Annotated in this window: 17 protein-coding genes, 1 tRNA gene and 1 pseudogene; 8 read left to right on the top strand and 11 right to left on the bottom strand. The window is 30.4% G+C overall.

Features of this window, described 5'->3' with window-relative positions; genetic code table 11:
• Nucleotides 1-120: 120 nt before the first annotated feature.
• The 3 genes and pseudogenes from HGB55_RS10225 to HGB55_RS10215 form a co-directional block, all read left to right on the top strand.
• Nucleotides 121-438 (top strand): annotated as a pseudogene (locus HGB55_RS10225) (efflux RND transporter permease subunit); the annotation flags it as partial.
• The gene (locus HGB55_RS10220) at nt 428-1,651 is read left to right on the top strand and encodes a TolC family protein (RefSeq protein ID WP_168816797.1); all 1,224 of its coding nucleotides are present in this window, start codon (nt 428-430) and stop codon (nt 1,649-1,651) included. The pseudogene HGB55_RS10225 and the gene HGB55_RS10220, both read left to right, overlap by 11 nt.
• Nucleotides 1,652-1,663: 12 nt before the next feature.
• Nucleotides 1,664-3,430 (top strand): efflux RND transporter periplasmic adaptor subunit, encoded by a 1,767-nt coding sequence (locus HGB55_RS10215; RefSeq protein WP_168816796.1) that lies wholly within the window; start codon nt 1,664-1,666, stop codon nt 3,428-3,430.
• A gap of 158 nt (nt 3,431-3,588) precedes the next feature.
• On the opposite strand, the gene leuB is transcribed toward HGB55_RS10215, so the two are convergent.
• From leuB to leuC, 4 genes are all read right to left on the bottom strand, one after another.
• Nucleotides 3,589-4,647: a 3-isopropylmalate dehydrogenase gene (gene leuB / locus HGB55_RS10210; protein ID WP_168816795.1), complete on the bottom strand. Its 1,059-nt coding sequence runs from the start codon at nt 4,645-4,647 to the stop codon at nt 3,589-3,591.
• Between the two features lie 192 nt (nt 4,648-4,839).
• Nucleotides 4,840-6,357, bottom strand: coding sequence for an alpha-isopropylmalate synthase regulatory domain-containing protein (locus tag HGB55_RS10205; protein WP_168816794.1), 1,518 nt, complete (start codon nt 6,355-6,357; stop codon nt 4,840-4,842).
• Between the two features lie 89 nt (nt 6,358-6,446).
• The gene (leuD, locus tag HGB55_RS10200) at nt 6,447-7,043 is read right to left on the bottom strand and encodes a 3-isopropylmalate dehydratase small subunit (protein ID WP_168816793.1); all 597 of its coding nucleotides are present in this window, start codon (nt 7,041-7,043) and stop codon (nt 6,447-6,449) included.
• Between the two features lie 99 nt (nt 7,044-7,142).
• Nucleotides 7,143-8,537, bottom strand: a complete 1,395-nt coding sequence (leuC, locus tag HGB55_RS10195) for a 3-isopropylmalate dehydratase large subunit (RefSeq protein ID WP_168816792.1) — start codon at nt 8,535-8,537, stop codon at nt 7,143-7,145.
• 382 nt (nt 8,538-8,919) lie between these two features.
• On the opposite strand from leuC, the gene HGB55_RS10190 reads away from it, so the two are divergent.
• From HGB55_RS10190 to HGB55_RS10180, 3 genes are read left to right on the top strand one after another with little or no spacing between them, the layout of a single operon-like run.
• On the top strand, nt 8,920-10,812 hold the full coding sequence (locus HGB55_RS10190) for a right-handed parallel beta-helix repeat-containing protein (protein ID WP_168816791.1): 1,893 nt from the start codon (nt 8,920-8,922) through the stop codon (nt 10,810-10,812).
• A gap of 26 nt (nt 10,813-10,838) precedes the next feature.
• Nucleotides 10,839-12,092, top strand: a complete 1,254-nt coding sequence (locus HGB55_RS10185; protein ID WP_168816790.1) for an endo-1,4-beta-xylanase — start codon at nt 10,839-10,841, stop codon at nt 12,090-12,092.
• A 19-nt stretch (nt 12,093-12,111) separates the two neighbouring features.
• Nucleotides 12,112-14,043, top strand: a complete 1,932-nt coding sequence (locus tag HGB55_RS10180; protein ID WP_168816789.1) for a sialate O-acetylesterase — start codon at nt 12,112-12,114, stop codon at nt 14,041-14,043.
• Nucleotides 14,044-14,123: 80 nt separating this feature from the next.
• On the opposite strand, the gene HGB55_RS10175 is transcribed toward HGB55_RS10180, so the two are convergent.
• Nucleotides 14,124-14,196, bottom strand: a tRNA-Met gene (locus HGB55_RS10175).
• A 96-nt stretch (nt 14,197-14,292) separates the two neighbouring features.
• Between HGB55_RS10175 and era the strand changes: the two genes are divergently transcribed.
• Nucleotides 14,293-15,174, top strand: a complete 882-nt coding sequence (gene era, locus HGB55_RS10170; protein WP_168816788.1) for a GTPase Era — start codon at nt 14,293-14,295, stop codon at nt 15,172-15,174.
• Between the two features lie 109 nt (nt 15,175-15,283).
• On the opposite strand, the gene HGB55_RS10165 is transcribed toward era, so the two are convergent.
• Nucleotides 15,284-15,793, bottom strand: coding sequence for an ABC transporter ATP-binding protein (locus HGB55_RS10165; protein WP_168816787.1), 510 nt, complete (start codon nt 15,791-15,793; stop codon nt 15,284-15,286).
• A gap of 121 nt (nt 15,794-15,914) precedes the next feature.
• On the opposite strand from HGB55_RS10165, the gene der reads away from it, so the two are divergent.
• On the top strand, nt 15,915-17,216 hold the full coding sequence (gene der, locus HGB55_RS10160) for a ribosome biogenesis GTPase Der (protein ID WP_168816786.1): 1,302 nt from the start codon (nt 15,915-15,917) through the stop codon (nt 17,214-17,216).
• On the opposite strand, the gene HGB55_RS10155 is transcribed toward der, so the two are convergent.
• The 5 genes from HGB55_RS10155 to HGB55_RS10135 all read right to left on the bottom strand — a co-directional run bounded on the left by HGB55_RS10155 (nt 17,217) and on the right by HGB55_RS10135 (nt 21,273).
• Nucleotides 17,217-17,924 (bottom strand): LytTR family DNA-binding domain-containing protein, encoded by a 708-nt coding sequence (locus HGB55_RS10155; RefSeq protein ID WP_168816785.1) that lies wholly within the window; start codon nt 17,922-17,924, stop codon nt 17,217-17,219.
• Nucleotides 17,924-18,775 (bottom strand): sensor histidine kinase, encoded by an 852-nt coding sequence (locus HGB55_RS10150; protein ID WP_168816784.1) that lies wholly within the window; start codon nt 18,773-18,775, stop codon nt 17,924-17,926. The genes HGB55_RS10155 and HGB55_RS10150 overlap by 1 nt, the downstream gene beginning before the upstream one ends.
• 246 nt (nt 18,776-19,021) lie before the next feature.
• Nucleotides 19,022-19,333, bottom strand: coding sequence for a DUF4907 domain-containing protein (locus HGB55_RS10145; RefSeq protein WP_168816783.1), 312 nt, complete (start codon nt 19,331-19,333; stop codon nt 19,022-19,024).
• Nucleotides 19,334-19,407: 74 nt separating this feature from the next.
• Nucleotides 19,408-20,397, bottom strand: a complete 990-nt coding sequence (locus tag HGB55_RS10140) for a kelch repeat-containing protein (protein WP_168816782.1) — start codon at nt 20,395-20,397, stop codon at nt 19,408-19,410.
• Nucleotides 20,398-20,409: 12 nt separating this feature from the next.
• Complete coding sequence (locus tag HGB55_RS10135) at nt 20,410-21,273, bottom strand: DUF6268 family outer membrane beta-barrel protein (protein WP_168816781.1); 864 nt, start codon at nt 21,271-21,273, stop codon at nt 20,410-20,412.
• Nucleotides 21,274-21,296: the final 23 nt, after the last annotated feature.

The raw sequence follows: 21,296 nt of genomic DNA, 5'->3' as shown, positions 1-21,296 counted from the left end.
TGATAACTTAATCGAACTGTTTGATCTTTAAACTCTTTACTGTAAATACGTTTTTTCATGTTTCTAAGATATTTGTTTTGTAACAAACGGTCTTAAATTTTGTGTCCGAGTAAAGGTAACAACTCCAGTGTGGTTATGGCAACCTATTTAACACAAACTTTCAGTAAAAATTCGCCAACAACTAAAAAGGAAATCAGAGCATCGGTAATTGAAGCCGGAGAAAAAAGAATCAGACCTTGTTTAATGACAACCGCCACAACATTACTGGCTTTGTTACCGGTTTTAACATCAACAGGAAGAGGTTCGGATATTATGATTCCAATGGCAATTCCAAGTTTTGGAGGTATGCTTATTGCCTTAATTACCTTATTTGTAGTACCTGTTTTATTCAGTTGGAAAAAAGAAATTTCATTAAAAAATGTAAATAATGAAAAATAAAATAATATACATAATTGTGTGCTTTCTTTTTGGAACACAACTAAAAGCACAAACATTACAAGAATACTTACACATTGCAGAAAAAAACAGTCCGGAATTGCAAGCAAGCAGTTACAGCTACCAAAGTGCTTTAGAAAAAGTTGAAGAAGTTGGCAGTTTACCCAACACCACCATTGGAGCCGGCTATTTTGTGCAAGAAGCCGAAACAAGAGTTGGAGCTCAAAAAGCAAAACTTTCTGCAAATCAAATGTTACCTTGGTTTGGTACATTTTCAGCTAAAAAAGAAAGTGCTTCTTTTAGCGCTCAAGCTAAATTAAATAGTGTAGATATCACTAAAAGAAACCTGTTTTTAAACGTAAAAACGGCTTACTTTAATTTATATGAATTAAAATCAAAAGAGACCGTTTTAAATGAAAATTTAGAACTGCTAAAAACTTTTGAACGACTGGCTTTAAGCGAATTGGAAAACAACAAAGCAACAATGGTTGATGTGTTAAAAATTCAAATGAAGCAAAATGAAATTTTAAATGATTTAAATACTGTACATGAAAATTTACAGGCTAAAAAACGAACATTCAACTTATTGTTAAACAGAAATGAAGATGCTTTGATTGAAATCATTGATTCGATAACCATAAATGAGATTGATCCAATAAACAAAGATTTAATTGCAAACAACCCGAAACTTTTAGAGTTGAACAATTTGCAAAATGCTTTGGTAAAAATGGAAACCGCAACTAAAAAAGAAGGTTTGCCAAGCATAGGAATTGGTTTGGATTATATTTTTGTTGAAAACATGGCAATAGATAATTTAGCCGATAATGGTAAAGATATTATTATGCCAATGGTTTCTGTTTCAATTCCTTTATTTTCAAAAAAATACAGTTCAAAACAAAAGCAATTACAATTAGATCAAAAAGCGATTGAAAGTAGCAAAACAACAGCTACCAATCAGTTAAATATGTTATTTGAAACTGCTTTAGCCAATTTAAAAACAGCAAAGGCTTCGGTTGAAACTCAAAATAAAAATATAGCACAAGCCAATCAGGCTGAAAAAGTATTGTTAGCAGCATATCAAGTTGCTAAAATTGATTTCGACCAAATTTTAGAAATACAACAGCTTAAACTCAAATTTCAATTAAAAAAAATAGCTGCAGAAAAAGAATATGCTATTCAAAAAGCAACATTAGAGTTTTTAACCATCAACAATTAAAATCAAATTAAAATGAAAAAATATAGCAAATACATTGTAATCCTTTTTATTGGATTGTTTTTAGGAAGATTTATTTATAAAGATATCGCTAGTTCAAAAACAAATCAAACACCTAAAAATGAAGAACTAAAAACCCAAAAATGGACGTGTTCTATGCATCCACAAATTATGCAGTCAGAACCCGGAGATTGTCCTATTTGCGGTATGGAATTAATCCCTGCTGAAACTACAAATACTGGTGATAACGTTTCTATAAATCAATTCAAGTTAACTAAAAACGCTATGGCTTTAGCAAATATTGAGACTACCATTGTTAAAAAAGGAGGAAATACGTCTAACGGGTTGGTACTTTCAGGTAAAATTCAGGAAAATGAAAAAGCTACAGCTGTACAAACTTCCTATTTTAACGGAAGAATTGAAAAATTATATATCAATTCTGAAGGTGATAAAGTTTCAAAAGGACAATTATTAGCATTAATTTATTCTCCTGAATTGGTAACTGCTCAAGAAGAATTACTAACAGCTTTATCAATGAAAACTACACAACCTAATTTATACAATGCTGTAAAAAATAAGTTGCGTATTTGGAAACTTTCTGAAAATCAAATCAATAAAATAGAAACCACCAAAAAAGTATTGATGAATTTTCCTGTGTATGCCAATGTATCTGGAATTGTTACTGCTAAATTAGTTGAAGAAGGCACTTCTGTAAAAGAAGGAACACCACTGTTAAAAATTTCAAATTTAACAACTGTTTGGGCTGAATTTGATGCGTATGAAAAGCAACTTTCATCCATAAAAAAAGGTGATGAAATTAGTATTACTACAAACGCTGATCCTTCAAAAGAGATAAAAGCAACCATTTCTTTTATTGATCCTGTTTTAAATACTTCAACAAGAACTACAACTGTTAGAGCCGAATTAAACAATAAAAATGAAGCTTTAAAACCTGGAATGTTTGTGCAAGGAACTTTAAATTCCGCTAAAAAAACTGCCGAAAATTCACTACTTACCATTCCAAAATCAGCTGTTTTATGGACCGGTAAACGCTCGGTTGTTTATATAAAAGAAAAAAGTGAGGAACCTGTTTTTGAAATGCGTGAAATTACTTTAGGAAATGTTATTGGCAATATGTACGAAGTTTTACAAGGACTAAATGAAAATGATGAAATTGTTACAAACGGTACTTTTACAGTAGATGCCGCTGCACAATTACAAGGTAAAAAAAGCATGATGAATAAAATGGGAGAAATGCAAATGACAGATAACGAAAATCATTCAGAAAAGGAAAAAGCAATGAATATGAGTTCTGAAACATTAAAAATTGAAGTTTCTCCAAAGTTCAAACAGCAACTACAAGTTGTATTTACTAATTATATCCAACTAAAAGATGCTTTGGTAAATGACAACCCTAAAAAAGCTCAAGAAACAGCAAAAGTTCTTCTAAATTCGCTTAACAAAGTAGACATGAAGTTGTTAACTGAAGAAAAAAGCCATAAAACATGGATGGATATTAAAACCGAATTAGTTAAATCTACCAACAAAATTTTATCTGAAAGCACAATTAAATCACAACGAAATGAATTTATACACTTGTCAAATAATTTTATAAAAGTGGTGAAGATTTTTGGTGTCAATCAAAAAGTGTATAAGCAATTTTGCCCTATGGCAGCAAATAACAAAGGTGCATTTTGGTTAAGTACGGAAGAAAAAATTATGAATCCGTATTTTGGTGCATCAATGTTGCATTGTGGTTCGGTTGAAGAAACTATTGAATAAAAAAAGAGGCTATCTAAGAAGTGTGTTTTCTGTCAACCTGAACTTTATTTCAGGTTCTCATAATAATTGATAATAATACAATGAATCAATTTCAGGATGACGGTGTTTAAATATTTAATACTTCTTAGATAGCCTTTCTATTATATTTTTAAACTCAATTAAATATTCTCAGCCAACCAATCTCCTACTTCACTGGTTTTATATGCTTTCTTTTTTCCTGATAAATCTTCGGTAACAATACCTTCTGCCAACGATTTATTCACTACGTTTCTAATCGACTCAGCTTCTTCTTTTAAACCAAAAGCATCTTCAAACATCATGGCTGCAGATAAAACTGTTGCTAACGGATTTGCAATATCTTTTCCTGCTGCTTGAGGATACGACCCATGAATAGGCTCATATAAAGACGTTTTTTCACCTACAGAAGCACTTGGCATTAATCCCATAGAACCGGAAATTACTGAAGCTTCATCGGTTAAAATATCACCAAATAAATTTTCGGTTATTAAAACATCGTACGAATTTGGCCATTGTACCAAACGCATAGCTACTGCATCAACAAATTCATAAGAAACCGTTACTTCAGGATAGTCTTTTTCCATTGCTTGTACTGTCTCTCTCCATAAACGAGATGACTCTAACACATTTGCTTTATCAACACAACACAGTCTTTTTGAACGTGTCATTGCTAATTCAAATCCTTTTTTTGCTAAACGTTTAACCTCTTCTCTTGTATAAGTACAAGTATCAAAAGCAGTATCTCCGTTATCTTTTCTCCCTCTTTCTCCAAAATAAATACCACCTGTTAATTCTCTTAAAAACACTAAATCGGTACCTTCAATACGTTCTCTTTTTAAAGGTGAATTATCTATTAGTGAAGGAAATGTAAATGTTGGGCGTACATTAGCAAATAATCCTAATTTTTTACGCATTTTAAGCAATCCTTGTTCCGGACGCACTTTTGCAGAAGGATCATTATCATATTTTGGATGCCCGATAGCACCAAATAGTACAGCATCTGCATTAACACAGATTTCGTGAGTCTCATCAGGATAAGGTTCTCCAACTGCATCAATAGCTGCTGCACCTGTAAGTGCCGGTGTCCAATTAATTTCATGTTCAAATTTAGTTGCAACTGCATCACAAACTTTTACCGCTTGAGCTATTACTTCAGGGCCAATACCGTCTCCAGCCAATAAGGCTATATTCAATTTCATATTTTATGATTTTTAATTTATTGTTTGAATATTAAAATGTCAACTTGAATTTGTTTACTCATCCTTTTGCTATTTTATTTTTGAGAATTCGTGAATACTTATTTTAGGTTCTCATATTGATTAGAGATCAACATGATGAGATTCTGAAACAAGTTCAGAATGACGAAAAATTTAATTTCAAACAGTCTTATTTTATATATTTAACATTCGTTGCGTGGCTTTAATTGCAGATACTGTTTGATCTGAATCCAGCCCTCTTGTAATAAATCTTTTCTCTCCGTTCTCCCAAGTAATAATGGTTTCACACAACGCATCTGAAGTACTTCCGGGAGGTATTCTAACCGCATAATCAACCAACTTTGGCAATACCATTTTTTTTCTTTTGTATAATTTTCCTAAGGCATTCATAAAAGCATCAAATTGTCCATCTCCTTGAGCATGCTCTTCAAAACGTTCTCCATCAATTAAAATTGAAACTGTTGTTGAAGGGTTTAAACCTTTTGAATGTGTAAGCACATACGAGTCTATGGTAATTTTTTCTTGGTAAGAATTACTGTTTAAAACATCAGAAATTATGTAAGGTAAATCTTCTTTAGTAACCAATTCTTTTTTATCACCCAACTCAATAATACGTTGGGTAACTTTTTTTAAATCTTCATTATTAAGTTTTAAACCTAACTCTTGTAAATTTTTTTCAATATTTGCTTTTCCTGAAGTTTTACCTAAAGCATATTTACGTTTTCTACCAAAACGTTCAGGTAGTAAATCGTTAAAATACAAATTGTTTTTATTATCACCATCAGCATGAATACCTGCTGTTTGAGTAAACACGTTTTCACCTACAATTGGTTTATTGGCAGGAATTCTAATCCCTGAAAATGTTTCGATTAATTTACTTACAGAATACAAAGCTTCTTCTTTTACTGAGATTTCAACCTCTTCATTAAAGAAATCTTTTATAACCGCAACAACACTTGCCAATGGCGCATTACCGGCTCTTTCTCCCATACCATTTACTGTTAAATGTAATCCTTTAGCTCCTGCTTTTATAGATTCCATCACATTTGCCACACTTAAATCGTAATCATTATGAGCATGAAAATCGAAATGTAAATCGGGATATTTAGCTGTTATTTTTGAAAAATACTCAAAAGTTTCTCTCGGTGTTAAAACACCTAAAGTATCTGGCAATAAAATTCTAACTACCGGTTGGGTTGCTAAAAACTCTAAAAATTGAAATACATATTCTTGTGAATTTCGCATACCATTACTCCAATCTTCCAAATAAACATTGGTAGTAATTCCTTCTTTTTTAGCTAATTCAATTACACTTTTTATTTCAGAAAAATGCTGTTCCGGAGTTTTTTTAAGTTGATGAGTTAAATGGTTTAATGACCCTTTAGTTAATAAATTTTGAACCTTTGCACCTGCTTCTTTCATCCAATTTATAGATTGTACTCCATCTACAAATGTTAGCACTTCTACTCTATCTATATATCCATTCTCACTTGCCCAATCTGTTATATTTCTTACAGCTTGAAATTCTCCTTCTGAAACTCTTGCTGAAGCTATCTCAATTCTATCTACATGTAATTCTTCCAATAAAAGCTTAGCGATAGTAAGTTTTTCTGGTGATGAAAATGACACTCCGGAGGTTTGTTCACCATCTCGAAGTGTAGTATCCATTATTTCAATTTTTCTTTTTTCCATTTTAAAAACAATTAGTTGTCATTCCTTCGAAGGCGGAAATTCAGAAACTCAAGAATTAAATTCCTACTTTCGCAGGAATGGCAGATTTATTAAAACGGTCTATTTTCTGCAAATTTTTTAATTTCTTCTTTCTTTTTTACCAAATAATCAATATCATCAAAACCATTTAACATGTTTTGTTTTTTATAGCTGTTAATATCGAACGATTCTTCTTCTCCACTCGCTAACATTGTTATAGTTTGATTTGGTAAATTAATTTCAATTTCAGTATTTGGATCAGCCTCAATTGCTTTAAAAATTTTATCTAAAAATGTTGCACTTACCTGAACCGGAAGCACTCCAACATTTAAACAATTTCCTCTAAAAATATCAGCAAAAAAACTTGACACAACACATCTAAATCCGTAATCATATACAGCCCAAGCTGCATGTTCTCTGGAAGATCCTGAACCAAAGTTTTTTCCTCCAACTAATATTTTTCCTTTATAAATTGGATTGTTTAAAACAAATTGTTCTTTTGGAGTATTGTCTGGATTATATCTCCAATCTCTAAACAAGTTATCACCAAATCCTTTTCGCTCTGTTGCTTTTAAAAAACGAGCCGGTATAATTTGATCGGTATCTACATTTTCAATTGGTAATGGTACTGCTGTACTTTTTAATATTTCAAATTTATCGTAAGCCATATTTTTTGGTATTCAGTTGCCAGTTTTTAGTTGGCGATTTTAATAATTTCATTCTTTTAAATCTCTCTAAAAAATTCCCTTTGGGGATTTAAGGGCTAATTATAATAGTGTTCTAGGATCCGTTACAACTCCTGTTACTGCTGTTGCTGCCGCTACTAAAGGACTTGCCAATAATGTTCTTGATCCCGGTCCTTGACGTCCTTCAAAATTTCTGTTAGAAGTACTTACCGCAACTTTACCGGCAGGAACTTTATCGTCATTCATTGCTAAACAAGCTGAACACCCAGGTTCACGCAACGCAAAACCAGCTTCTGTTAAAATGTCTAACAATCCTTCTTCTTTAATTTTAGCTTCAACAATATGAGATCCGGGGACTAACCATGCCGTAATAGTATCTGCTTTTTTTCTTCCTTTAACTATAGAGGCAAAAGCTCTAAAATCTTCAATTCGTCCATTCGTACAACTACCTAAGAAAACATAATCTACTTTTTTACCTATCATAGAATCTCCTTCATGGAATCCCATGTAATCAAGTGATTTTTTATAAGTAGCTACACCACCTTCAACTTCTCCTGCATTAGGAATATTTTGTGAAATACCTGTTCCCATACCCGGATTTGTACCGTAAGTAATCATAGGTTCAATTTCACTTGCATCAAATGTATATTCCTTATCAAAAACAGCATCTTCATCTGTTTTTAATGTTTCCCAATAGTTCATTGCTTTATCCCAGGCTGTACCTTTTGGAGTAAAAGTTCTTCCTTTAATGTATTCGAAAGTTTGTTCATCAGGAGCAACAATACCTCCTCGTGCACCCATTTCAATACTTAAATTACAAACTGTCATACGCCCTTCCATTGTCATATTTTTAAATACATCACCTGCATATTCAACAAAATATCCGGTAGCTCCAGAAGTTGTAAGTTTTGAAATAATGAATAAAGCCACATCTTTTGGAGTAACTCCAAATCCGAGTTTACCATTAATGTTTATTCTCATTTTCTTTGGCTTAGGCTGCATAATACACTGTGAAGAAAGCACCATTTCTACTTCAGATGTTCCGATACCAAAAGCAATAGCTCCAAATGCTCCGTGAGTTGAGGTATGAGAATCTCCACAAACAATAGTAGCTCCCGGAAGTGTAATTCCATTTTCAGGACCAACAACATGTACTATTCCGTTATTTTGATGACCTAAACCCCAATGTGAAATTCCCCATTCAGCAGAGTTTTCTTCCAAAGCTTTTAATTGATTAGCCGACAATGGATCTTCAACAGGTAAATGTTGATTGATTGTTGGTGTATTATGATCGGCTGTTGCAAATGTTCTTCCAGGATATAATACAGAATTTTTTCTGCTTTTTAATCCTAAGAATGCTACCGGACTGGTAACTTCATGTATTAAATGTCTGTCTATAAAAAGAACATCCGGTCCATCTTCAATTTTTCGAACAACATGTGAATCCCAAACTTTATCAAATAATGTAGTACTCATGTATATATTTTTAAACTTAATTATTTCAATAATTAAAAAAGAGTGATGTATACTTACTCTAATTTAAGTTTGCAAATTTACGAAATAATGAGCGTTTATTAATGATAAAATACATAAACTGACCAAATATTATAGAATATAAAGCATTTTGTAAAATTATTTACACATTAGTTAAAAAAGTTATAAATATTGCGTATAAATTAAAAAATAAATAAGTTATAAAACTTTTTGGCAATTGACATCTTTCAATATAAAACAAAGAATACCTTTTATAATATATTAGCAATCATAAATAATATTTACCTTTATATTATTTTATTTTTATCATTTTAAAAATGATAAAAATAACTAAACTGTTTATATCTAATCACAAATTCTTAAAATGAATATCTTAAACAAAAAACTAGAAAGAAATGGATTCGCTCAAAATAAAAAGAATTTATTTTACAAAGTTGCATCCATAATTTATTTATTTTCAATATTAACCATTTCAGCACAACCATCCGGTGGACCTTACGGCCCAATAAATCAATTTTACAAACTACCTGAAATTTCAGAAACCGTTTACTATGTTTCACCTGAAGGTAATTCAAATGAAAGTGGGAAAAACTTAAACAATCCTACAACTATAGAAAAGGCTATTCAATTGGTTGAAACCGGTGATGCCATTATTTTAAGAGGCGGAACTTATAGAACCGGAAATCTGGTTTTTAATCAAGGTATTACTATACAACCTTATGCCGATGAAAAACCTGTTTTTAAAGGAACTTTGATTGCTGCAGAATGGCAAAACCTTCATAATGGATTATGGAGAACTAAATGGGAATATTTATTCCCTTCAGAACCAGATAGTTGGTGGCGTACAGAAAGAGAGGGCAGCAAAACTCCACTTCATAAATTTAATGATGATATGGTTTTTGTTAATGGTAAATTTTTACATTCAGCAGCTTGGCAAGGTGATGTTACTGCTGAAACATTTTATATAGATTATAAAAACAAACAAGTATATATTGGTACCGATCCAAAGAATAATTTGGTTGAAATCACCGCTTTCGATAGTGCCTTAATAAGAACTATCGATGAAATTAATGGAAAAATATCAGACAAAAAAGGACCTGTTATTAAAGGAATTACATTTACACAATATGCATACAGAGCCTTAGAAATTGAAGGATATTTTCCTGAAGGAGTATCCGACGAATCAAAATTTGGTAAAGATGTTGTTGGTACTACACTTGAGAATTGTACCATATCTTATTGTTCTAGAGTAGCAGCTTATTTACGCGGCGACCATTTAACCGTTAAAAACTGCAAAATAAGTGATACCAGCACCGAAGGATTATATATTTTGAGTTCTAATGATGTATTGCTTGAAAAAAATATTTTTACTCGAAACAATATCGAACAAATTACAGGTTATTATCCGGCAGCTGTTAAAATATTCAATCAAACTCACAGAGTTACTTGTAATGATAATTTGATTATCGATTTACCTTATTCTAATGGTATTTGGTATGATGTTGGAAATATTGATGGTGTTTTTACTAATAATTGGGTTGAAAATGTTGGCTTTTACACAGACCCTTTTCATGAAAAAAATGTTTGGCCAAGCCAAAACGGATTCTTTTTTGAAATTTCAAAAGGCGCAGTTTGCGCAGGGAATGTTTTTGTAAATTGTGACCATGGAATATTAATTTTAAACAGTTCTAATGTAAAAGTTTACAACAATACGTTTGTAAATAGTATGGCTTGTTTTGGAAGAAATGAACGAAGTGCACAAGGAGACCATTTTGGGTGGCATCCAAGTACCGGACCTGATGTTGATGAAAGAATTAATCATGAATTTGTGAATAATTTACTTACAAGTACCGAAAATTATAACAGACCTTTACTTTTTATTTGGCAACCTGAGACTTTATGTGAAAAACTAAATGAAGCCACACTCAAAAAACTTGACAACAATGTTTATGTTAATAAAACTGATCTATATCCAATAATTTGGATAAGTCAAAAAATAAAAAACATATGTCAAACATCTATAAAAACTTCTGAAGAATTGAATAATTTAAAACCGGAATATGCTAAAAACAGTTTAACGTTCAAAAATTATTCAGGACCTTTATTCAAAGGCAATTATTTAAAAAATTACCAATTATTAGAAGGTTTTAAAGGAATAAAATCAGGCATTAAAATCCCTGATGAAATCGCTAAACTCAAAGGTGCTAAAAAAGCCAACACATATATTGGCGCTTATCCATCAATTAAAAATAATTGACATTAATTAAATGAAATTTTTGAATAATGAAATTATATAAGTTTTGCACTTTAATATTCTTCTTTGTTTATTCATTTTCTGTATTTGCTCAAGATGAAATTTTTGATCAAACCCCTTCGGAAAAAGTTACTGATCAACAAATAAATAATCGAATTGCTAAAATTAGAATGGGTGATCTTATTATTCACACCAAACCGAACAGTATTGTAAAAATTGAACAAACTAGGCATGAATTTTTATTTGGAACTGCTATTCCAAATGAATTGGCAGAAACGGCACCCAATGCTTTTTCAAAAGAAGACAGAGAAAAATATTTACAAATTTTAGAAAATAATTTTAATTATGCCGTTCATGAAAATGCTTTAAAATGGTACGAAACCGAAAAAATACAAGGGAATGTTGATTATAAAATTGCAGACAGAATATGGGAGTTATGCAATGAAAGAAATATTCCCATGCGTGGGCATTGTATTTACTGGGCCAAAGACGAATTTATGAATGATTGGCTATTTCCGTTAAATAATGAAGAGTTACGAAAAGCTGTTGTTGAAAGAGGTGTAAGTGTAACCAATCATTTTAAAGGTAAAATAAATGAATTTGACCTGAACAATGAGATGCTTCATGGCGATTTTTTTAGAAGACGATTAGGTTATGGAGTTATTAATGAAATGGCTTGGATTGTAAAAGCTACTAATCAAGATGCTAAACTTTACCTGAACGATTACGGAATCTTGGATATGGGTTACAATGCAGATCCTTATGTAAAACAAATAAAAAATCTACTGGCAAGTGGCGTACCTATTGACGGTATTGGGTGTCAAGGGCATCTTTCTTTAAAAACCACCATGACAACTCCTGCTGAAAAAGTTCAAAAAAATTTAGATAAATTAGCTCAATTTAACTTACCAATTAAAATCACCGAAGTTTTATTTGCCTATGATGATGAGCAAGTTCAAGTTGATGAACTTAACAAATTACTGCCTATTTATTTTGCACATCCAAATGTTGAAGCTATTGTTATGTGGGGATTTTGGGCCGGTTCACATTGGCAACCACATTGCGCAATGTGGAAAAAAGATTGGACTCCAAGACCACAAACTGAAGCTTATAGAAATTTAGTGTTTAATAAGTGGTGGACTGAAACAGAAGGCAAAGCTGATAAGGAGGGAATATTAAATGTCAGAGCGTTTTATGGTGATTATAAAATTACCGTAAATAGTAAAACACAAAATATATCTCTTTCAAAAAATACAGGTAATGCACATGTTTATTTTAAATAATCAATACAATTCAGTTAGAATGAAAAAAACAGTTTTAAGCTTAACGCTTATACTGCTCACATTTAATTTATTTTCTCAAATTAAACTTCCAAAACTTATTAGTGATGGAGTTATATTTCAAAGAGATACTGATTTTAAAATTTGGGGGTGGGCTTCACCTAATGAAACTGTTGAAATTACTTTTAAAAATAATTCATACAAAACCAATGCCGATGTAAATGGGGATTGGACACTTATTTTACCTAAACAAGAAGCAGGTGGCCCTTACGAAATGATATTTAAGGCAAGTAATGAAATTAAAGTTAAAAACATATTATTTGGTGATGTTTGGGTTTGTTCAGGTCAATCTAATATGGAACTAACAATGGATAGAGTTAAAGAAAAGTATAATCAGATTATTAAAAATTCAGAAAACTCTAAAATTCGACAATTTTTAGTTCCTGATAACTATGATTTCAAAACAGAAAGTATTGATTTGAAATCTGGAAGTTGGACGTCTGCTAATCCACAAAGCATACTTAATTTTTCAGCTGTAGCTTACTTTTTTGCGAAAGAAATTTATGAAAAGTATCACGTTCCAATTGGCTTAATCAATACTTCTTTGGGCGGTTCTCCTATAGAAGCTTGGATGAGTGAGGATGCTTTAATTAAATTCCCCGATGCTTATAATGAAGCTCAAAAATTTAAAAATGATGAGCTGATTAAGCAAATACAATTGAGTGATAAAAAAAGAAGTGATGATTGGTATAGCGAATTAAATAATAAAGATAAAGGTATTTCTAACACACAATTATTATGGAATCAACCTACTACAAATGATGATGATTGGGAGGAAATGGAAATACCGGGATATTGGAGCAATCAATCTATTGGGAATGTAAACGGTGTGGTGTGGTTTAGAAAAGAAATAAATGTATCAAAATCAATGGTTGGAAAATCTGCAAAATTAAGTCTTGGACGCATTGTTGATCAAGACTATGCTTATATCAATGGCGAATTTGTTGGAACTACCAGTTATCAATATCCACCGCGTAAATACGAAGTTAAATCAGGCATCTTAAAAGAAGGGAAAAATAATATTACCGTTAGAGTAATTAATAATGCAGGTAATGGAGGATTTGTTTTGGACAAGCCTTATTACTTAGCAGTAGAAAATGATACTATTGATTTAAAAGGTAGTTGGAAATACAAATTAGGAGCCACAATGCAACCTTTAGAAAGTCAAACATTTATCCGCTGGAAACCAACAGGCTTATACAACGCTATGATTTCACCATTATTGAAATTTTCAATAAAAGGTGTATTATGGTATCAGGGAGAATCAAATACTTGGAATCCTAATAAATATGCAGAAATGTTTCCTCTGATGGTTAAAGACTGGCGAAAAAGATGGAATCAAGGAGATTTTCCGTTTATTTATGTTCAACTTGCAAACTTTATGGAAGAAAAAAACACGCCAAGCGAAAGTAATTGGGCAGCTTTCAGGCAAGTTCAATTAGAATCACTATCCGTTCCAAATACAGGAATGGCTGTTATAATTGATCTTGGCGAATGGAATGACATTCATCCTCTAAACAAAGAAGATGTAGGTAAGCGTCTTTCATTGCAAGCTCGTAAAATAGCTTATGGTGAAAATGAACTTTATGCATCAAGTCCTTCTCCAAAAAATACTAAGTTTAAACAAAACAAAGTCATTATAAAATTTAAAAATACCGGTAGCGGATTAGTTACAAAAAAAGGAGAAAATCTGAACTGTTTTTCAATTTCCAATGATGGTAAAAACTTTGTTTGGGCAAAAGCTAAAATAAAAGGAAACAACGTAATTGTTTGGAATAAAGAAATTAAAAAACCAACTGTTGTAAGGTATGCTTGGGCAGATAATCCTTCAAAAGCCAATTTATTTACAAAAGATGGATTGCCGGCTAGCCCTTTTGAAGTTAAAAAGAAATGATATTTAATAAATTAACTCGTTTCTTCAAATTATCTATTTAAAATAAAAAAGCTTCTCATTTCTGAGAAGCTTTTGCTTTGTAGCGGGGACTGGACTCGAACCAGCGACCTTCGGGTTATGAGCCCGACGAGCTACCTACTGCTCTACCCCGCGATTTGGATGGCAAATATACAACTTTTTTCAAAAAAACAAATACTATTTCAAATTAAAATATATTTTAGTTTTACCTTTGCAACTTAAATACTGAAAATGAAGCACAAAGCAGGTTTTGTAAATATTATTGGAAATCCTAACGTAGGTAAATCAACTTTAATGAACGCTTTTGTTGGTGAACGATTATCAATTATAACATCAAAAGCACAAACTACACGCCATAGAATTTTAGGAATTGTAAATGGAGATGACTTTCAAATCATTTTTTCTGATACTCCCGGAATTATAAAACCGGCTTACGAATTGCAAGCTTCTATGATGGATTTTGTAAAATCGGCCTTTGAAGATGCTGATGTGCTTATTTATATGGTTGAAATTGGCGAAAAAGAACTGAAAGACGAAACCTTTTTCAATAAAATTAAACATTCTGATATTCCTGTACTTCTACTCATCAATAAAATTGATAAATCATCACAAGAAGAAGTTGAAGAGAAATTGTTGTATTGGAAAGAAAAAGTACCAAATGCCGAAGTATTTTTAATTTCAGCATTAGAAAATTTTAATGTACAAGGTGTTTTTGACAGAATAATTGAAATTTTGCCGGAATCACCTGCTTTTTACCCAAAAGATCAATTAACAGATAAACCTGAACGCTTTTTTGTTAATGAAGCTATTAGAGAAAAAATATTGTTAAACTACAAAAAGGAAATTCCGTATGCTGTTGAAGTAGATACTGAAGAATTTTTTGAAAGTGACACTATTATAAGAATACGTTCAATAATTATGGTTGAACGAGAAACTCAAAAAGGGATTATTATTGGACACAAAGGCGAAGCATTAAAACGTGTAGGTATGGAAGCTCGTAAAGACCTACAAAAGTTTTTTGATAAAAAAATTCATTTAGAACTCTACGTAAAAGTGAATAAAAACTGGAGAAATGATAAGCGACAATTAAGAAGATTTGGTTATAACGATTAAAACCATATTTTCCCATCCCTAACCCTTCCCAAAGGGAAGGGAAATAGTTTAATTTTAGCTTTTAGTTGAAAAAAATCAAAAATTTTCGACCTTTGCAACTTTGAACCTTTCAACTATTTTTTTCCAATGTTTTCATCATAAACGTATACAATTCATCCATTTGTTTATGCCCTTTTCTTTTCCCTATTCTACCAAAAAAATATAGAATAAACCAAAAAATTGGCAGTGCAATAACCATAATTAACGAAAAACTATAATCTTGTTTTATACTCCATTTCACATAAGTCATTATAGTAAAACCAATAAAAGTAACGGCAACAGCAAAGTGTATAAACATAAATAATGTCCAAACTTGAGGTTTTGGACCAAAAAGTCCTTTTACAACAGATTTTTGATTATTTACCTGTTCAATTTCAATATTTAATTGAGGAGACCAAAAATGATCTTCTTCTTTAGGAACATCAATAATAATATGACTATCAACAATTCTACTGTAATACTTACAAGTATCATCCTTTAAATCATCCTTAAATTTTATAAGCAACTTTTTTTGACTTTCAGCAATATCGATTTTAAATCGAGGACGCAAATGGATATCACTATTCTTCTGTTCATTCATATTAATTGATTTTTTTAGTATTGAAATATAGCATTTTTTAATAAATCTCTAATTTAGAAATAGTAACATCTCTATTGCCTCAATAAAATTGTGTAGTTTTGCAAAAAATTCAAAATAACCTATGAGTAATATTGTAGCTATAGTAGGAAGACCAAATGTTGGAAAATCAACCTTATTCAATCGTTTAATAAAACGTAGAGAAGCCATTGTTGATTCGGTTAGTGGAGTAACACGTGACAGGCATTACGGTAAAAGTGATTGGAACGGAAAAGAATTTTCGGTAATTGATACCGGTGGATATGCTGTAGGTTCTGACGATATTTTTGAAGAAGAAATTAGAAAACAAGTTCAATTAGCTATTGAAGAATCCGATATTATTATTTTTGTTGTTGATGTTGAAGAAGGTATTACTCCAATGGATAGTGAAGTAGCTAAAATATTACGCAAAATAAAAAAACCAATTTTTATTGCTGTAAATAAAGTTGATAATTCTATGCGTGAAGCCGATGCTGTTGAGTTTTATAACCTTGGTTTAGGTGAATACTTTACCCTTTCATCAATTAATGGTAGTGGAACAGGAGAATTATTAGATGCTTTAGCTGAAAAATTAGAAGATCAAATTGAAGATGAAGCTGAATTACCTCGTTTTGCAGTTGTTGGGCGCCCAAATGCGGGAAAATCTTCATTTATAAATGCTTTAATTGGTGAAGAAAGAAATATTGTAACCGATATAGCCGGTACTACGCGTGACACTATTGATACAAAATACAACCGCTTTGGGTTTGAATTCAATTTGGTTGATACTGCCGGTATCAGAAAAAAATCAAAAGTAAAAGAAGATCTAGAGTTTTACTCGGTAATGCGTGCTGTAAGAGCAATTGAACATTGTGACGTTGCCGTATTAGTTATTGATGCTACCAGAGGTTTTGAAGGACAAGATGAAAATATTTTTTGGTTGGCCGAAAAAAACAAGAAAGGGATCGTTATTTTAGTAAATAAATGGGATTTGGTTGAAAAAGAAACCAATACTATGCGCGATTTTGAAGCACAGGTTAGAAGAGAAATTGCTCCATTTACCGATGTTCCAATCATATTTATTAGTGCTCTAACTAAACAACGTATTTTTAAAGCTATTGAAACAGCTGTTGAAGTTTTTGAAAACAGAAAAAAACGTATTTCAACAAGCAAACTGAATGATACTATGTTGGATATAATTAAACAAAATCCACCACCTGCCAATAAAGGAAAGTATATTAAAATTAAGTTTTGTACTCAATTACCAACACCAACACCTCAGTTTGTATTTTTTGCCAATTTGCCTCAATATGTTAAAGACCCTTACAAACGCTTTGTTGAAAATAAATTACGTGAAATATTTGATTTTAAAGGTGTACCTATTGTAATTTATTTTAGAAAAAAGTAATTAATTTTCAATTCTTTTTATAAACTCATCTTTATAATTTAAACCTATAGGTATACGCTTATTATCAATAATAATTCTATTTCTTTGAACAGAATGTATATGATTTAGTGAAACTATATATGAACGATGAACTCTAATAAAATTATATTTTTCTAATTTTTCTTCAAAACTTTTTAACGTACTTAAAGTTAAAACAGGCTTACTGGCATTTGTATAAATTTTTATATAATCTTTCAATCCTTCAACATATTTTATATCGGCTAAGTTTATTTTTAAATTTTCATATTCAGATTTCACAAATATGAATTGAGGTTCTAAATTATTAAATATCAAAGAACTGGTATCATCTTTTTTTAAATTAAATAATGCCTGAGCTCTTGTTACAGCTTTCAAAAATCTATGGAAAGGAATTGGTTTAACTAAATAATCTACAGCATTTAAATTAAATCCTTCAACAGCGTAATGAGAATATGCTGTTGTAAAAATAAATAGTGGCTTAATATCTAATGATTTTATAAACTCAATTCCTGAAAAATCAGGCATTTCAATATCTGAAAAAATTAAATCAACTTTATTATTTTGAAGAATAGATATGGCTTCTATCGCACTTGAACAACTGGAAACTAATTGCAAATAAGATATTTTAGAAACAAAATCTTCTAACAACTCTATAGCTAATGGCTCATCATCAATTATTAAACATCTCATTATTTTTTCAATTTTAATAATAATTCTACTTCAAATAAATTATCATATTCTTTTATTTTTAAAGTATGTGAATTTGGATATAACAAATTCAATCTACTTTTTATATTATGTATTCCTATTCCTGAATTAAGATCATTTTTTTCATTTAAAGAAATATAATTACTTACGCTTAAAGTTAAGATGTTTTTTTCAACTTTAATTTTAATGTTAATATCTGTTTTTCCTGTATAATCAGTTCCATATTTAAATGCATTTTCTATAAATGAAATAAGTAGCAAAGGTTCTATACTATGGTCTAAATTACCATGAACATTAAACCTTACTCCACTTGAATCTTTTAATCTTAAATTTTGAAGTAAAATGTAATTTTTAATATAATCTATCTCCTTTTGTAAGGAAATAAATTCTTTATTGGTTTCATAGATCATATACCTCATTAGTTCTGATAATGTAACTATAGCATAAGTTGTTTGATCTGATTTTTTATTTGCAAGTGAATATATACTGTTTAATGAGTTAAATAAAAAATGAGGATTTAATTGAGCTTTTAAAAAAGACAACTCAGAATTTACTTTTTGTGACTCTATAACAACTTTTTGTTTTTCTATTTTATACCATTCAATCCCTAATTTAATACTAGTGCTAACTGTAAATAGTAGTAATAATATTATTGCTGTTGGAAAATACATCCTAGTACTAAATTCAAAATTTTCTTTTCTAAATTTATTTAATTCCTCATTTGTTGGATGAGGCATATTCTCTAAAAAAGGGAAAATTTTGGGATGAGGAATAAGTTCTTCTACTGCTAACAAAAAAAACAAAATAGATGCTATTACTACTACAATGTACAAAAACACTTTTTTATTTAGCAATAACTTTGGAACTAAAAAATTATAGTTTAAATAAAATATAACCATATAAAGTAACCAACGCAAATAAAAATCACTAGGTACAAAACCCAACCTCATATAAAGTGGAGTGGAGCTTAGAACAAAAAAAATAACCCATACTAATATGTGGATTATTATTGGATAACTATTTTTTAAATTAATTTTCAACTATTATTTTTAATTAAAACAAATTTTGGTAATGATTACTCATAAATTTATACCATTCAGCTGAAGTTCTTTGTAAGAAATACTTGGTATTTTATTATTTTTCAATTTCTCAATCATTAATTTCGCAATTACAACTGCCTCTTTTTCAGTAGTAAATGATCTTTTACTTTGTATTGATGGTATTATTTCTTGCTTTATAATAAGTTTCTCTTTTTTATATATTGAATAGCCCCAACCGTTATTAACTTTAAATGTTTTTAAACTATAATTATGATTTGTATTGTTATATAATTTAAAAATACTGGTTGAAGTTACTATTAAAATTATGAAAAAAAGTGTTTGCTGTTTCATTTTATGACAATTTTAGGAGCTAAACATCTTTTGCTTAGCTCCAATCCTAATTTTAAACTTAATTCAATTACAATTTAATCATCTTCATCATTTTCTTCATCTGGACGATACTCCCAATTATCATCAAAATAATAACTTCCACTCCTTCCCATTAAAACAAACGCTTTATCAGAAAAGCTAAATGAGACGGCATCTTGCCTTGCAGCACCTTCAAAATTTGGTCTATCTTCCCATGTGTCTGTTAACGGATTATATTCCCATAATTTTGTAGTAATACCTGAAGATTCTCCAGTAGCAATATAACCATATCCATTTAAAGAAAAACCAACCCCGCTTGTTAGTAAAATACTATAATCCTCATCGTCATCATCTAAATCTTTTAATCTAGTCCAAGTTTCTGTATTCCCATCAAATTCATAAAAATCATTTTGATAAGAACCATTTCTTAATCCTGTTCCAATATAAGCTTTATCATCTATTACAAAAACTGATGCGTCTTTTCTTTTATCACCTCCAAACCCAATTGACTGTGTCCATTCATCAGCTGCAACATCGTATTTCCAAAAATCTTTTAGCTCACTTCCATCATAACCAGTACCAATATAGCCATTACCCGAAACTGCAAAACCTATGGCACCATATCTTGGTGTTCCAGCAAAGTCAGTTTTTTGAGACCATGTATTAGATATTGGATTGTAAGACCAAAAATCACCCAATTCATCATCTCCGTCATAACCTGTTCCAAAATAGCCTTTACCATTTAAAGAAAATCCTACGGCGCCACTTCTTGGTGTTCCTTGAAAATCTGCTTTTTGTACCCAAAAATCTCCTTCTTTATTATATTCCCAAAGGTCATATAAATAATCATCTCCATCGTAACCGGATACTAAATAGCCTTTGTCTCCAATTACAAAAGTTACAGCATTTCCTCTGCTATCACCATCAAATGAAGAACTTTCAACCCAATTACCCATTTCATTATCATCATCACTCGATGAACAACTTACTACAGTTGTTAAAAAAAGTAATATAATACATTTTAAATACATTTTTTTTAAATTCATAATTCTCTGTTTTTAATTTTTCTTATTTAACAAATCAAGATTTATGCTTAAGCCTGCATAAAAATTATTTTTAGTATCAAATTTGTAAACATTACTATTGTTGTTCAACAAATTGTATTTGGATGATATTTGATAGCCAACATCTAGTGATATTTTCCAAAAATCATCAACATTATGAGTATAATTAATTCCTGATAGTATCGATCTATATTTTACCTTTTCAGCTTTTTTAGAATTATATAGCATTATATTATCACTTATATTAGCATAAAACCCTTTTGGCATAATGTAAATATTTGCTTTATTTTTTAAGTTGAAATGATATTCCATTTTAGTTATTGGAAACCCTAACATATATGAAACACTGTCATTAATCTTATTTGAATAACTCACAATTGGAATTGGTGCACTAGTACCAAAAGCGGAATTATATACCAAGCCTAAAAGAAATTTGCTGTCATTATTTGATTTGATAAAAATTATACCACCATCAAAAGTAACATCATCAAGTGTAAGATTAGATTCAAAATTTGACGAAATAGTTGGAATTACCTGAACATTAAAACTCCATTTATTATTAATTTTTTTTAAGTAACCCAAAGAATATCTTATAGTTTTAAAACTTTCAATATCTGAAGTGTTAATCAATTCATTCGAATCATAATCTAAGCTATACTTAGTAAATGATACACTATTAATTAAAACTCCTTTTTTTAAATTTAAGGGCATGTTTATTTTAATAGACATCGTATTTAATCCAACTGAATTAGACCTTTCAGGTATTGAATTAAAATCAACATCTAACAGCCTAAAATCTTGTGCATTACTTGACTTTGCACAAAAAATTATTAAACACACTACTACACTTATACGCATACTTCTAGTTTCATTTTGACTAC

The sequence above is a fragment of the Lutibacter sp. B1 genome (assembly GCF_012524075.1).
Taxonomy (GTDB): domain Bacteria; phylum Bacteroidota; class Bacteroidia; order Flavobacteriales; family Flavobacteriaceae; genus Lutibacter.
Note: the sequence above shows the minus strand (reverse complement) of the source record. Positions and strands in the feature narration are given on the sequence as shown.

Coding starts and splice junctions, on each gene's coding strand:
- HGB55_RS10220 (WP_168816797.1), top strand. CDS start 428: ATGAAAAATAAAATAATATACATAATTGTGTGCTTTCTTTTTGGAACA.
- HGB55_RS10215 (WP_168816796.1), top strand. CDS start 1,664: ATGAAAAAATATAGCAAATACATTGTAATCCTTTTTATTGGATTGTTT.
- leuB (WP_168816795.1), bottom strand. CDS start 4,647: ATGAAATTGAATATAGCCTTATTGGCTGGAGACGGTATTGGCCCTGAA.
- HGB55_RS10205 (WP_168816794.1), bottom strand. CDS start 6,357: ATGGAAAAAAGAAAAATTGAAATAATGGATACTACACTTCGAGATGGT.
- leuD (WP_168816793.1), bottom strand. CDS start 7,043: ATGGCTTACGATAAATTTGAAATATTAAAAAGTACAGCAGTACCATTA.
- leuC (WP_168816792.1), bottom strand. CDS start 8,537: ATGAGTACTACATTATTTGATAAAGTTTGGGATTCACATGTTGTTCGA.
- HGB55_RS10190 (WP_168816791.1), top strand. CDS start 8,920: ATGAATATCTTAAACAAAAAACTAGAAAGAAATGGATTCGCTCAAAAT.
- HGB55_RS10185 (WP_168816790.1), top strand. CDS start 10,839: ATGAAATTATATAAGTTTTGCACTTTAATATTCTTCTTTGTTTATTCA.
- HGB55_RS10180 (WP_168816789.1), top strand. CDS start 12,112: ATGAAAAAAACAGTTTTAAGCTTAACGCTTATACTGCTCACATTTAAT.
- era (WP_168816788.1), top strand. CDS start 14,293: ATGAAGCACAAAGCAGGTTTTGTAAATATTATTGGAAATCCTAACGTA.
- HGB55_RS10165 (WP_168816787.1), bottom strand. CDS start 15,793: ATGAATGAACAGAAGAATAGTGATATCCATTTGCGTCCTCGATTTAAA.
- der (WP_168816786.1), top strand. CDS start 15,915: ATGAGTAATATTGTAGCTATAGTAGGAAGACCAAATGTTGGAAAATCA.
- HGB55_RS10155 (WP_168816785.1), bottom strand. CDS start 17,924: ATGAGATGTTTAATAATTGATGATGAGCCATTAGCTATAGAGTTGTTA.
- HGB55_RS10145 (WP_168816783.1), bottom strand. CDS start 19,333: ATGAAACAGCAAACACTTTTTTTCATAATTTTAATAGTAACTTCAACC.
- HGB55_RS10140 (WP_168816782.1), bottom strand. CDS start 20,397: ATGAATTTAAAAAAAATGTATTTAAAATGTATTATATTACTTTTTTTA.
- HGB55_RS10135 (WP_168816781.1), bottom strand. CDS start 21,273: ATGCGTATAAGTGTAGTAGTGTGTTTAATAATTTTTTGTGCAAAGTCA.